The sequence below is a fragment of the Lentibacillus kimchii genome, from assembly GCF_042666895.1.
GTDB classification, from domain to species: Bacteria; Bacillota; Bacilli; order Bacillales; family Amphibacillaceae; genus Lentibacillus; species Lentibacillus kimchii.
This window is the reverse complement of record NZ_JBHTGR010000056.1, coordinates 92,453-106,397: the sequence shown is the minus strand read 5'-3', so window position 1 is coordinate 106,397 and position 13,945 is coordinate 92,453. Positions and strand designations below refer to the sequence as shown.

12 protein-coding genes are annotated in these 13,945 nt (G+C 42.2%); 11 read left to right on the top strand and 1 reads right to left on the bottom strand.

Annotation, left to right across the window (positions count from 1 at the left end; all coding sequences use genetic code 11):
* Positions 1-227: 227 nt before the first annotated feature.
* Positions 228-1,127: a DUF1002 domain-containing protein gene (locus ACFQU8_RS12115; protein ID WP_382360497.1), complete on the top strand. Its 900-nt coding sequence runs from the start codon at positions 228-230 to the stop codon at positions 1,125-1,127.
* 180 nt (positions 1,128-1,307) lie between these two features.
* On the opposite strand, the gene ACFQU8_RS12110 is transcribed toward ACFQU8_RS12115, so the two are convergent.
* Entirely contained in the window at positions 1,308-1,673 is a 366-nt protein-coding gene (locus tag ACFQU8_RS12110) for a DUF3899 domain-containing protein (protein ID WP_382360494.1), read from the bottom strand.
* Between the two features lie 225 nt (positions 1,674-1,898).
* Between ACFQU8_RS12110 and ACFQU8_RS12105 the strand changes: the two genes are divergently transcribed.
* The 10 genes from ACFQU8_RS12105 to ACFQU8_RS12060 all read left to right on the top strand — a co-directional run bounded on the left by ACFQU8_RS12105 (position 1,899) and on the right by ACFQU8_RS12060 (position 13,858).
* Positions 1,899-3,575: a peptide ABC transporter substrate-binding protein gene (locus ACFQU8_RS12105; protein ID WP_382360491.1), complete on the top strand. Its 1,677-nt coding sequence runs from the start codon at positions 1,899-1,901 to the stop codon at positions 3,573-3,575.
* A 138-nt stretch (positions 3,576-3,713) separates the two neighbouring features.
* Positions 3,714-4,643: an oligopeptide ABC transporter permease gene (opp3b, locus tag ACFQU8_RS12100; RefSeq protein WP_382360489.1), complete on the top strand. Its 930-nt coding sequence runs from the start codon at positions 3,714-3,716 to the stop codon at positions 4,641-4,643.
* The gene (gene opp3C / locus ACFQU8_RS12095) at positions 4,644-5,801 is read left to right on the top strand and encodes an oligopeptide ABC transporter permease (RefSeq protein WP_382360486.1); all 1,158 of its coding nucleotides are present in this window, start codon (positions 4,644-4,646) and stop codon (positions 5,799-5,801) included.
* 20 nt (positions 5,802-5,821) lie between these two features.
* Positions 5,822-6,862 carry an ABC transporter ATP-binding protein gene (locus ACFQU8_RS12090; RefSeq protein ID WP_382360483.1) on the top strand — a complete coding sequence of 347 codons (1,041 nt, stop codon included), beginning with the start codon at positions 5,822-5,824 and terminating at the stop codon, positions 6,860-6,862.
* Positions 6,862-7,797 carry an ABC transporter ATP-binding protein gene (locus tag ACFQU8_RS12085; RefSeq protein WP_382360480.1) on the top strand — a complete coding sequence of 312 codons (936 nt, stop codon included), beginning with the start codon at positions 6,862-6,864 and terminating at the stop codon, positions 7,795-7,797. Before ACFQU8_RS12090 ends, ACFQU8_RS12085 begins: the two co-directional genes overlap by 1 nt.
* A gap of 351 nt (positions 7,798-8,148) precedes the next feature.
* Positions 8,149-9,855 (top strand): peptide ABC transporter substrate-binding protein, encoded by a 1,707-nt coding sequence (locus ACFQU8_RS12080; RefSeq protein WP_382360477.1) that lies wholly within the window; start codon positions 8,149-8,151, stop codon positions 9,853-9,855.
* 86 nt (positions 9,856-9,941) lie between these two features.
* The gene (locus ACFQU8_RS12075) at positions 9,942-10,880 is read left to right on the top strand and encodes an ABC transporter permease (protein WP_382360474.1); all 939 of its coding nucleotides are present in this window, start codon (positions 9,942-9,944) and stop codon (positions 10,878-10,880) included.
* A complete protein-coding gene (locus tag ACFQU8_RS12070; protein ID WP_382360471.1) occupies positions 10,877-11,800 on the top strand; it encodes an ABC transporter permease in 924 nt (307 codons plus the stop codon). The genes ACFQU8_RS12075 and ACFQU8_RS12070 overlap by 4 nt, the downstream gene beginning before the upstream one ends.
* 14 nt (positions 11,801-11,814) lie before the next feature.
* Complete coding sequence (locus ACFQU8_RS12065) at positions 11,815-12,843, top strand: ABC transporter ATP-binding protein (protein ID WP_382360468.1); 1,029 nt, start codon at positions 11,815-11,817, stop codon at positions 12,841-12,843.
* Positions 12,836-13,858, top strand: a complete 1,023-nt coding sequence (locus ACFQU8_RS12060; RefSeq protein ID WP_382360465.1) for an ABC transporter ATP-binding protein — start codon at positions 12,836-12,838, stop codon at positions 13,856-13,858. The genes ACFQU8_RS12065 and ACFQU8_RS12060 overlap by 8 nt, the downstream gene beginning before the upstream one ends.
* Positions 13,859-13,945: the final 87 nt, after the last annotated feature.

Sequence of the window (13,945 nt, the reverse complement as noted above, 5' to 3'; positions counted from 1 at the left end):
TCCTAATTATTTCGCTAATGCAAATATATACAAAAATTAGAAAAATTGAAAGCTTAATGCTTATGGTTCTGTATAAACGTCTTAATGAGTATCTGTCTTGAGGTCATTCAGCCAGACCATTGCATTTATTGACGGAACGAAAGGCTATTAAATTGACGTCTAAAACGTTATAATAAAGCTTAACTATAGACAAATAAACTTATTTGCAAAAGGAGCGATTGGTAACGATGTCACGATTCCTGAAATCAGCATTGACGTTTCTGATACTGGCCTGTTTCGCTGTCACGTTTACTGCCCCTGTCCAGGCAGCCGAGAATGACAATACGGAAAAATCTGATGCTCCCATTGTCGTATATGGTGATGCTCTGTCTGACGCTCAAAAGCAGAACACAACGAAACTTCTGGAAATCAAGGACCCTGAGGCTGTGGAGGCGTACACAGTAACAGGTGAGGACATTGCGAATTATATTGATGGCAATCCAAATTCGAATATGTTTTCGTCGGTTAAGATAACCCGTGAAGACGAGGGTAAGGGGATTGATATCAATATTGTGACGCCGGAGAATATTACGGAGGTTTCCAATGAAATGTATGCTAATGCGCTTCTGACAGCTGGTGTGGAAAATGCAAGCGTCGATGTAGCATCTCCAGCACAAGTGACGGGGACATCGGCGCTCACTGGCATTTATAAGGCATACGATGCGAAAGGTGAAGAGCTTGATAAGGAGCGCATGGAGCTGGCCAATGATGAGCTGGATGTTGCAACTGATCTGGCAGACAAGGAAGGGATGAACAAGGAAAAAGTAACCGAGTTGCTGACAGATATTAAACAGGAAATCGCTGATAAGAATCCAGCAACGAAAGAGGAAGTCCAGGAGATTGTTGATCAGAAACTGGATGATCTGGAAATCTCGCTGAGCGACGAGGACCGGCAACTGTTGATTGACTTAATTAATAAAATGCGTGATCTGAATATTGATTTCGATAAGATTGAAGATCAGCTTGGCGATATTGCTAATAAGGTTAAGGATCTGGTCAATGATGATGGATTCTGGAATCGTGTGCAGACTTTCTTCAGCAATATGCTTGATAAAATTACGGGCTTCTTTGGGGCGGCACTTTATTGAGTGACGATGTTAGAGACTGGGACATAGCAAATCTTATCAATCCACAAGACGACTGAATCAGACTGCGGGCCCAATTGAAGTGATTGGGTCCGTTTAATATATCGGCTGATTTGTATAATGAGCTATGATAGATAAAAGCTGGGTTTTTGAGGTGTCAGTCATAGTCGATTTCCATCAACGTTAGCTGCCGTTGTAGATAATTAATAAGCTAACGAGCACCCCAAGCAGCGACAAACACTGAAACCACATAGCCTTATAGAAGATGTGATTAATTTTTTCGGATGGACGTGGTTTTTCGCGCGATTCGTCTTGTGATTCTTTATGCTTGGAAATGACATGGCGGGACCGGCGAAGGCCAAATGCTATACCGTCATAGAACCCTCCTTTGATCGTGTATGCTGCTAGCGAAATAAGCAGATAGACCATCGAAACGTAAAATGTCGTATTTAGAAATTGGCGCAGCGTAAATCCCGGGGAAGTCCAATAGACCAATAGAGAAATAATAAACATATTTATAGCGAAAAATGGCACGTTTCTTTTTAGCATATACGAACGTCCTGCTTTCCTTCTGATTTCATGGGTCATTATAGCATAGTTCCAGAAACGAATTACATAAATAAATAGGCGGGATTTTAGTGTTTTTATGAATTAAAACAATAAATATAATTTTTTAATAAATAACTCTTTACAAATTTGTTAGAAAAATAGTATTATTATTTACAAGCAGTTATTGCTTATACTTAGAAGGGCTTAAAAAGGGGGCATATAGAGATGACGTTTAAAAAGGCATGGCTTATGGCTTTAGCTTTATTTCTTGGAATATTCTTGGCGGCATGCTCAGGAGGAGATGATTCTGAGTCATCAGATGGTGACAGCGGTGACGAAGCAGAGGCAGAATCCGGTGGTGAAGACGTTCTTCATCTTACGAAAAGTGATTCGATTCCGGAGATGGATCCCAACATGACGACGGATGAATACGGTATACAATTTACAGGTGCTACAATGGAAGGCCTTTATCGTATGAAAGATGGGGAGGCCGCACCCGGAATTGCAACAGATCACGAAGTAAGTGATGATGGTTTAACATGGACTTTTAACCTTCGTGAAGATGCCAAATGGTCAAACGGTGACCCTGTTACAGCAGGGGATTTCGTGTATTCATGGCGCCGTGCGGTGGACCCTGAAACAGGTTCTGAGTATGGCCCCTATATGATGGGTGATGTTGTTAAAAATGCGACAGCTGTCAATGAAGGTGAAGCTGACCTTGAGGAATTGGGTGTCGAAGCACCTGATGATTATACGCTGAAAGTCACCTTAGAGCATCCGGTTCCATACTTTGAGTCACTCGCAGCATTCCCGACATATTTTCCATTGAATAAGGATTTTGTTGAAAAGCAAGGTGACGATTTTGCAACCAGCAGTGATACATTGTTATTTAATGGACCTTTTACCTTGGAAAAATGGGAAAGCACGTCGGACTCCTGGGAACTTCATAAAAATAAAGACTACTGGGATGCGGATACAGTAGAAATGGATAAACTGACTTACAAAGTTGTCAAAGACCCGCAAACGTCAGTCGATCTTTATGAATCAGGGAAAATTGATCGAGCTTCACTATCCTCGGATCTCGTCGATAAATATAAAACACATGATGATTATGAGACCGTGCCTGAATCAACGCTCTCTTATCTGAAGATGAATCAGACACAAAGTGAAGCCCTGGCAAATAAGAAGATGCGCCGTGCCATATCGATGGCAATCAATAAAGAAGATTTGGTCAATCAAATCCTGAATAACGGATCGGTTGTTTCAACTGGATATGTACCTAAAGGCCTGGCAAACACGCCTGATGGTGAGGATTTCCGTGAAGCAAATGGTGATCTGGTAACATATAATCCTGAAAAAGCCAAAAAACTTTGGAAAGAAGGTCTCGAGGAAATCGGCAAAGACTCTGTTGAGCTTGAATTACTCGGTGGTGACACTGAAACCGCTAAGACAAGTGATGAGTATATGATCAATCAACTGTCGGAGCATCTCCCGGGACTGGAGGTAACGCTTAAGTCAGTACCGTTTGAACAGCGTTTAGACCTTGATAAGAAAATGGATTATCAGTTGCAGACGTTCTTATGGGGAGCTGATTATTTAGACCCATACACATTCTTGAACTTGTGGCTTACTGATGGCGAAAATAATCATATGGGCTTCTCCAATGATAAATACGATAAACTGCTTAATGAAACGACAGATGAGCTGGCTCAGGATCCAGAGGCACGTTATGATAACTTCAAGGAAGCAGAAAAGATTCTGGCGGATGAGGGTGCTGTTGCCCCACTTTATCAGCGGACAAAAGCTAAATTGATTCGTCCGAAAATCCAGGATGTCTATGTTAACCTCTTTGGTCCTAAATTTGAGTATAAATGGGCAAGTCTTGACGAATCAAAAGAATAACCTGACTTAATGCCAGTAATAAGAATGTGACTATTGAAGGGAGTATGTGCTTTTAAAGCATGTACTCTCTTCTATCCTGTATTAAAAGATTTTGATAATACAAAATAGTTAAAAAATGCAGAATCAGGAGGCACATGCATGGCTCGCTACATATTACGCCGGCTTGTTTTTATGATTATTACACTGTTTATCATTGCTACTCTAACATTCTTTCTCATGAAATTACTTCCTGGAAGTCCGCTGAAGGCAGAGGGTAAGCTGTCGGAGTCGCAACAGGAAATAGTCATGGAAAAGTATGGACTCAATGATCCGATACCAGTTCAGTATATAGACTATATGACGGGCCTTGTACAGGGCGACTTGGGTGTATCTTTTCACTTTGATAATACGCCGGTAACAGATATATTAAAAAATCGGATGGGACCGTCAATGATACTGGGTGGACAGGCACTTGTTTTTGGAACTGTAGCCGGCATTTTGCTTGGTTTGATCGCTGCCATCTACCATAATGGCTGGCTGGATTATTTATCGACTATTGTTGCTGTGTTAGGGACCTCGATTCCATCCTTTATTTTTGCAGGCTTGCTGCAATGGTTTTTAGCAAATGAATGGGACCTGTTCCCCGTAGCCTTATGGGGCAGTTATCAGCATACGATTTTACCTACAATTGCGTTAGCTATTTTTCCTTTGGCAACGGCTGCACGTTTTACCAGAACTGAAATGCTGGATGTTCTCGGTTCTGATTATATTACAACAGCGCGAGCAAAAGGTATCAATGAGCCGTCCATTATCTTTAGACATGGTCTGCGCAACTCACTTATACCCATCATAACTGTTATAGGTCCTATGGCTGTATCGTTAATGACTGGGACACTGGTTATTGAGAAGATTTTTGCTGTTCCAGGGATAGGTGAGCAATTTGTAAGTTCTATTGAGGTGCTTGATTATCCGACAATCATGGGTACAACACTTCTGTTTGCGTTCTTGTTCACCGCTATCGTCCTTATTACGGATATTCTTTATGTCATCATTGATCCGCGAATCCGGCTGACAGGGGGAGAGAGTTAAATGGCAACGAATCGAGACAAAGATGAAGTACAGAAAGAATTGTTTGTTCCCCTTGAACGGCAGGAAGATACAAGTGAAGATATAACAAAACCTAGCCGCTCCTTTTTTCAGGATGCAAGGCGGACATTCTTTAAAAATAAGCTAGCCGTTGTAAGTATGATACTTATGGCTATTATTATTCTTATGAGTATACTGGGACCTCATATTAATGAATTTGGACTGGATGACCAGGATTTATCACGTGCTAAAATGCCGCCGCGTGTCCCGGTTATTGAGGATATGCCTATTCTAGGCATGGATGGAACATTAGAATCTGAGTTTAAAGGTGATGATGTCGAGGAAGCTTCACAAAAGGCTGTGACCCGGTACAACAATGATGAAGACTTTGTTGATATCAATGTATTGTCAAAAGGAGATGGAAGCGCGGACTCTGCTGAAGTTTCAGCTTCTTATCATATTTATCAAGCAAAAGATATGCAGAGTGAATACTTCTGGCTTGGTACGGACCGGCTGGGCCGTGACCAGTGGACCAGACTGTGGCTGGGAAGCAGAGTGTCCTTAATTATTGCTTTTGTCGCTGCTGCAATTGATCTTTTGATTGGTGTTGCTTATGGTGCTATCTCCGGCTATTTTGGCGGCAGAGTAGACAATATACTACAGCGTATCCTTGAAATATTTATCGGGATTCCTAAGCTCGTGGTCATGTTCCTGCTCTTAGTCCTGCTTGAGCCGGGCATTATGTCAATTGTCTTAGCCCTCACATTAACCGGCTGGACAAGCATGGCGCGTATTGTAAGGGGTGAAGTTCTTAAGCAGAAAAACGAAGAATACGTTATGGCAGCCAGGACACTGGGCCAGTCAAACCGCAAGATTTTAAGCAAACATCTGCTGCCAAACATCATTGGTATTGTCATTATTAATATGATGTTCTCGATTCCAGATGCTATTTTCTTTGAGTCTTTCCTTAGCTTCATTGGACTTGGCATTGTACCGCCTGATGCGTCTCTTGGTTCTTTGATCAATGGCGGGTTTAAAGTGCTGAGACTGTATCCATTTATGGTTCTGTATCCGGCTATCTTGATTTCAGCTATTATGATTTCGTTTAACCTGATTGGTGACGGACTTCGTGATGCGTTTGATCCGAAAATGCACAAATAATGAGGAAGGTGCTTCAGCCCATGAGTGAATTATTGAATGTCGACAATTTACATGTATCTTTTAAAACTTACAGTGGAGAAATTCAAGCGGTTAGAGGGATTAGTTTTAATTTAGAAAGAGGCGAAACACTGGCGATTGTTGGTGAATCGGGTTCAGGGAAGTCGGTAACCACCAAGGCTATTACCCAGCTATTGCCAAAGCCACAAGGTTATATTAAAGCAGGAAATATCAGCTTTGAAGGCAACGACATTACAAATTATACGAATAAACAAATGCAGAAGCTGCGCGGAAAAGATATTTCCACGGTGTTCCAGGACCCAATGAATTCGCTGAACCCGACCATGAAAATCGGAAAACAAATTGCAGAAGGTCTGATGAAACATCGGAAACTGAATAAGTCACAGGCAAAGGCTAAAACAATTGAATTGTTGGAACTGGTTGGCATTCCGCAGCCTGAAACACGATTAGGTCATTATCCGCACCAATTTTCCGGCGGCATGCGCCAGCGTGTTGTTGTGGCCATGGCACTTGCCTGCAGTCCAAAAATCCTGATTGCTGATGAACCGACAACTGCACTGGATGTAACCATTCAAGCGCAAATTCTTGAGTTGATGAAGGATATTCAGCAGGAAATGGACAGTGCCATTATCTTTATTACACACGATCTTGGTGTTGTTGCCAATGTAGCTGATCGAGTAGCGGTTATGTATGCTGGGAAAATTGTCGAAATCGGTACATCTGAGGATATTTTTTATAATCCCAAACATCCATACACATGGGGCTTGTTAGGATCAATGCCCACAAGCGATAATGACGGGGAGCTGTATGCGATTCCAGGAAGTCCGCCGGATATGCTGAATCCTCCTGAAGGTGATGCTTTTGCCCCAAGAAATGAGTTCGCTCTGGAAATCGATAAACAAATGGAGCCGCCCATGTTTCAGGTATCCGATACACATTACGCCGCTACGTGGCTGCTGCATGAATATGCGCCAAAAATTGACCCGCCGGAGGCTATTCAACGTCGTATGCAAGGATTTGCATCAATGGGTGGTGATGATTAATGGAACAAGAAAACGTATTGGAAGTCAAAAATTTAAAGAAACATTTTAAAGCTGGATCAAAAACGGTTACTAAAGCCGTTGATGATATTTCGTTTAATATTAAAAAGGGTGAAACATTCGGGCTTGTTGGTGAGTCCGGGTGTGGTAAGTCAACAACAGGCCGGACTATTATCCGATTGCATGATGCGACTGAAGGTGACGTATTATTTAATAGCGAAAATGTCCATGAGAAAAAATCAAAACAGCAATTGCTGGAATTGAATCGCAAAATGCAAATGATTTTTCAGGATCCGTCATCATCTCTGAACCCTAAAATGACAGTTATGGATATCATAGCTGAGGGCATTGATATTCATAATCTGGCCAGCGATGAAACAGAGCGGAAGCAGCGCGTCGAATCCCTGCTGGAGACTGTTGGGCTGAATAAAGAGCATGCAACCCGTTTTCCGCATGAATTCAGTGGCGGTCAGAAGCAGCGTATCGGAATTGCCCGAGCGCTGGCTGTTGAACCAGAATTTATTATTGCTGATGAACCGATATCTGCATTGGATGTTTCCATTCAGGCACAGGTTGTCAATTTGCTGCAAAGGCTGCAGCGTGATCAGGAATTGACATATTTATTTATCGCACATGATCTGTCGATGGTGAAATATATCAGCGATCGTATTGGCGTGATGTACTTCGGTCATATGGTGGAACTCGCTAGCAGTGACGAGGTATATCACCATCCACTGCATCCTTATACAAAATCGTTATTGTCAGCTATTCCACTTCCGGATCCAGCTTACGAACGCCATCGCAGACGTACAGCCTATGATCCGTTTGATCATGATACAAGTGAGGAACCAAGATTGCGTGAGGTTAAACCAGAGCACTGGGTTCTCTGTACGACGAAGGAATTTGAAGAATATAAAGAGCAAGTGACTGCTAAATAACTAATAGCTGTTTGGTCACGCAAGCGTTCATTTTGATTGTTCGGGTTTTGGTTTGACAGGATACGTCTGTCTTAGTCTTTTTTAACTTTGAACATTCCCCATCTATAGTTGGATAGGTGTTCATGGTGGTATACTTCATCAAATTCACCGCCATGAACGCAAATCCTATTCATTTTCGACTTTCTTTTTCTCCTTTGGCGATCCATGTCTACTTTTTTTCAGCTTAAAGACTTTACAATTTATCAGAAAAATAGTACTATTAGAAACAATAACTCAGGAAACAAAACCAGGAGGTGATTTAGTAAAACATAAATATTGCTAATATTACAAAATTAGGAGGGTCAAGAACTGATGAGAAGGGGTAAATGGCAGTTACTTATTGCATTTATGTTTGTTATGGCACTTTTTATGGCAGCTTGTGGCAATGATTCAGAAGATGGTGGTGAATCTGCAGAGGGCAGTACGGACGAATCCGATGAAGGTGAAGCAGATAATGGGGGCGAAGAAGGTGAAGCTGACAGTGATTCGGATGGAATGGCAGACGATCAGTCACTGACAGTCAATATCAAGACGGAGCCTCCATCATTGCATCCAGGAAAAGCAACGGATACAACTTCGAATGCTGTTCTGAGTCAGATATTTGAAGGGCTGACACGCATTGGTCCGGACGGGGAACCACAAAAGGCAATGGCTAGTGAAATTGATGTTTCAGATGATAAGAAAACCTATACCTTTACCATTCGCGAAGATGCTGAATGGTCCAATGGTGACCCAATTACAGCCCAAACATTCGCTGATTCATGGAAGTGGGTATTGAATCCTGATAGTCCGGATACTGATTATGCCTATCAGCTATACCCCATAAAAGGCGCTGAGGCAGCCAAGAAAGGTGACAAATCCTTAGATGATGTCGGCATTACAGCAGTAGATGATGAGACACTCGAAGTGGAACTTGAAGAACCTACACCCTACTTTTTAGAGCTGACAGCATTCTATACGTTTTATCCAATTAATCAAAATGTAGCAGAAAGCAATGAAGACTGGGCTGCTGATGCAGGTGAAGACTATGTAACAAATGGTCCATTTCTATTAGATGAATGGAAGCATAAGAACCAGGTTGTTTTAAAGAAGAATCCTGACTACTGGGATGCGGAAAATGTGAATTTAGAAACGATTACGATGGAGATGGTTAACGATGAAAACACATCAAAACAAATGTATGACGAAGGCGAATTAGATTGGCTCGGATCACCGCTGGATGCGGTACCTTTAGCAGCCATCCCGCAAATGAAACAGGAAGGCAATCTGGAAATCTCTCCAAAGGCGGGCACGTATTACTATTCATTTAACACAGAGAAAGAACCGTTTACCAATAAGAATATTCGTAAGGCATTTGCATTGTCCATCAATCGTCAAGCCATCGTCAAAAACATTACAAAAGGTGAACAAGAACCTGGCATGGCTTTGGTGCCAACAGCTATTTGGGAAGAAAATGAAGAAGGATACTTTGACGATAATAATGTTGAAAAAGCAAAAGAATACCTTGATAAAGGACTGGAAGAAATGGGTCTTGATGAACTGCCGAAGATTAAACTTTCCTATAATACCGACGAAGCGCACGCTGCCATAGCAAAAGCTGCGCAGGATATGTGGCGAGAAAATCTCGGGGCAGAAGTAGAATTGAATAATGAAGAATGGAATGTTTATCTCGATTCTATGACTGAAGGCAACTATCAGGTTGGCCGTATGGGCTGGATTGCTGACTTCCTTGATCCAATCAACTTCCTGGAAATCTTTGAAACAGTTGGCGGCAACAACTATACCAACTGGGAAGATGATGAGTATGCCAGCTTGCTGCAAGAGGCAAGAAAGGAAAAAGATGAAGGGGTACGTAAAGAATTGCTTCGTGAGGCGGAACAGCTCTTTATGGATGAAATGCCACTTGCACCCGTTTACTTCTACACAAATGTTTATGCGCATAAAGATTTCGTCAAAGACGTTACAGTCGGAAACTTGGGGACTATCCAGTTCAAGTGGGGTTATATTGCCGAACATTAGTGTCATTTAAGTAAATAGGGGAGCGATAGCTTGTTTGCTCCCCTGTTCTTATCAACCTGACTTATGGAAATATGGGGTGTGGTGATTTGGCAAAATATTTACTAAAACGTTTAGGCTTCATTGTTATATCCCTTTTTATTATTGTTTCGGTTACTTTCTTATTAATGCAGACTGCTCCAGGCGGTCCATTCGCATCTGAAAGAGATGTGCCTCCTGAGATTGAAGAGCAATTAAATGCGCAATATGGATTAGATGAACCACTCTACATGCAATATTTTGATTATTTGACGGATATCGCAACGTGGGATTTTGGTCCATCATTTAAATATCCTGCCCAATCTGTAAACGATATTATTAATCGCAGTTTTCCCTATTCTTTAGTATTAGGGATGGAGGCTATTTTTATTGCGCTGGCTGTAGGTGTCCTCCTTGGTGTTGTTGCTGCACTGAAACATAATAAATTTGGTGATTATACGGCAATGGTGATTGCTGTTTTGGGTATTTCGGTACCAAATTTTATTGCGGCAACTCTTCTGCAGTTTGTATTTGCCATTCAATTAGATGCGCTTCCAGTTGCGCGATTTGAGTCTTTTTGGCATACCATACTCCCGGCAGTAGCGCTTGCGACAACGCCACTCGCATTTATCGCACGATTAATGCGTTCAAGTATGCTGGAAGTGCTGAATGCCGACTATATCAAAACAGGTAAGTCTAAGGGGCTTAGTGATCGCGTGGTGACCTATAAACATGCTCTTCGTAATGCGATTATGCCGGTCGTGTCTTATATGGGGCCTTTAGTTGTAGCTGTTTTAACTGGAAGTTTTGTTATTGAGAAGATTTTTGCGATACCGGGACTTGGTAACGAATTTGTTCAAAGCATAACCAACAGGGATTATACTGTTATTATGGGAACGACTGTTTTCTTTAGTATTCTTTTATTAGTTTCTATATTATTAGTAGATCTGATATACGGACTAATTGACCCCCGTATGAAAATTGGCAGTAAAGGGGGAAGCAAAAGTTGACACAACCTGATCTGAATTCTTCTGACTTCGAACCTATTGAATATGATGAGGCAGAAGCCGAAAAAATTGCGAGTGAAACAACGTCTTTCTGGAAAGATGCCTGGCGCAGGTTTAAGCAAAACAAACTGGCATTGTTCGGCGTTGTCATTATTGTTTTGCTCGGAATATTATCCCTGTTTGGCGGACCAATTTCTGGATACAATTATTATTCGAACGACTTGATTAATTCTAATAAGCCTCCATCTGGTGAGCACTGGTTTGGGACGGACCAATTAGGAAGAGACATATTTGCACGCAATTGGTACGGTGCCAAAATTTCCTTGTTTATTGGACTGTCCGCTGCATTTTTGGATCTGATAATCGGTGTTATTTGGGGAGCAGTTGCTGGCTTTTTTGGAGGCAAGATTGATGAATATATGATGCGCATTGCTGATATTCTGTATGGTGTCCCCTATCTCCTTGTTGTTATTTTGCTAATGGTTGTTCTGCCACAGGGCTTATGGACGATCATTTTAGCGATGACTATCACAGGCTGGATTAACATGGCACGAATTGTGCGAGGACAGGTTATGCAACTGAGCAATGAAGAGTATGTTATGGCAGCACAGTCGCTCGGAGCTGGGAAAATTAGGGTGCTGTTCAGGCATCTGGTGCCTAATACGATGGGCCCTATCCTTGTAACTCTAACATTGACAATCCCTAATGCTATTTTTACGGAAGCATTTTTAAGCTACTTAGGGCTGGGCGTTCCGGCTCCACTCGCAAGTTGGGGCACGATGTCCAATGATGCTTTGCCTTATTTGCAATTCCAGCCATATCAGTTGTTTTTTCCGTCATTCTTTATCGTATTAACGATGCTCGCATTTAACGTTATTGGCGATGGAATGCGTGACGCTTTGGACCCAAAGGAACGTAGCTAATGGGAGGACAAATAATGAAAAAACTTCTTGATGTTAACCATCTTTCAGTTTCGTTTACGACATTCGGCGGTGATGTTAAGGCCGTTCGAGATGTTAATTTCACATTGAATGAAAAGGAAACGCTGGCCATTGTCGGTGAATCAGGTTCCGGTAAAAGTGTCACGGCACAATCATTGATGCGCCTGGTACAGATGCCGCCGGGAAAGTTCACGGATGGTACCATTGAATTTAATGGCGAAGATCTTATCCAAAAGTCCGAAAAACAAATGGAATCTGTTCGCGGTCAGGAAATAAGTATGATATTCCAGGATCCCATGACGTCACTGAATCCAATTATGACGGTTGGAAAACAAATTTCAGAAAGTTTAATTAAACACCAGAACATGTCAAAAAAACAAGCCCATAAACGTGGGATTGAATTGTTAAAATTGGTTGGTTTGCCTAATGCGGAAGCACGAATTAACCAATATCCCCATGAGTATTCAGGTGGGATGCGTCAGCGAGCCATGATAGCTATAGCATTGGCGTGTACGCCTGAAGTACTGATTGCTGATGAGCCGACTACAGCGTTGGATGTAACGATACAAGCCCAGATTTTATCTTTAATGGATGATTTAAAAAAGCAGATGGGCACAGCGATCATTTTAATTACACATGATTTGGGCGTTGTAGCCAATTCGGCTAATCGTGTAGCGGTCATGTACGGCGGGAAAATTGTTGAGACGGGATCTGTTGATGAGATTTTCTATAACGCGCGGCATCCCTATACGTGGGGACTGCTGGAATCTATGCCTAAGCTGGAGGACGACAATAAAGAGCTTCATGCTATTCCAGGATCACCTCCGGATTTGTTAGATCCGCCCAAGGGCTGTCCTTTTGCAGCACGCTGTCCCTATGCGATGAAGGTTTGCAAAAATCATATGCCTGAGTATACTGAGCTGTCAGATACGCAAAAAACAGCATGCTGGTTACTGGATGAGCGAGCGCCAGACGTCGAACCGCCTGAATCCGCTGTGGCAGGAGGCTTGAAAAGTAATGGCTGAACAACGTGAAAAACTGCTTGAAATAAAAGATTTGAAAAAGCACTTTCAAGTTGATAAAAAAATAGTGCTTAAAGCGGTAGATGGTATTTCCTTCAGTATTTATAAGGGAGAGACATTTGGACTTGTAGGTGAATCGGGCTGCGGGAAATCAACGGCCGGCCGCACTATTATGAGATTATATGAAGCCAGCAGTGGAGAAGTTGATTTTCAGGGGCAGAATGTTCATGGAAAAAAGTCCAAGAGGGAACTCAAGGATTTCAATCGAAGTATGCAGATGATTTTTCAGGACCCGTATGCATCTTTAAGCCCTAGAATGACTGTAAAAGATATTGTTGCGGAAGGCATTGACATTCATGGGCTGGTTAGTACAAAAAAGGAACGATTGAACCGTGTTAACGCATTATTAGAAACGGTGGGTTTGAATCAACAGCACGGCAATCGCTATCCCCATGAGTTTAGCGGAGGCCAGCGTCAGCGTATCGGTATTGCTCGAGCTTTAGCGGTTGATCCTGAATTTATTGTAGCGGATGAACCGATCTCAGCATTGGACGTATCGATTCAGGCTCAGGTCGTTAATTTACTTAAGAAATTGCAAGAGGAACGCGGCCTAACCTATTTATTCATTGCTCATGATCTTTCAATGGTCAAACATATCAGTGACCGGGTAGGGGTTATGTATTTGGGAAATATGGCAGAAGTAGCGTCAAGTGATGATTTGTATCATAGGCCATTACACCCGTATACACAGGCGCTTTTAAGTGCCATTCCTGTTTCTGATCCGGAAGTTGAACGGTCACGGGAACAAATTGTTATTGAAGGTGATGTTCCCAGTCCAACTGATCCCCCAAGCGGGTGTCGCTTTCGCACCAGGTGTCCGCTCGCTATGGATGTCTGTGCAAACGTTGAACCCGAATGGCAGGAATATACAGAGGATCATTGGGTTGCTTGTCACCTATACAATGACAAGTACAATGATGAGTATAAAGCACGGCAAACAGCACAAGTAACCTCATAAAAAACAGCCGGTATTAAAAAAGATGAGCTTTTCCTATGATGGAAAAGCTCATCTTTTTGTGTCATATAGCTTACATAATGGCTGTTT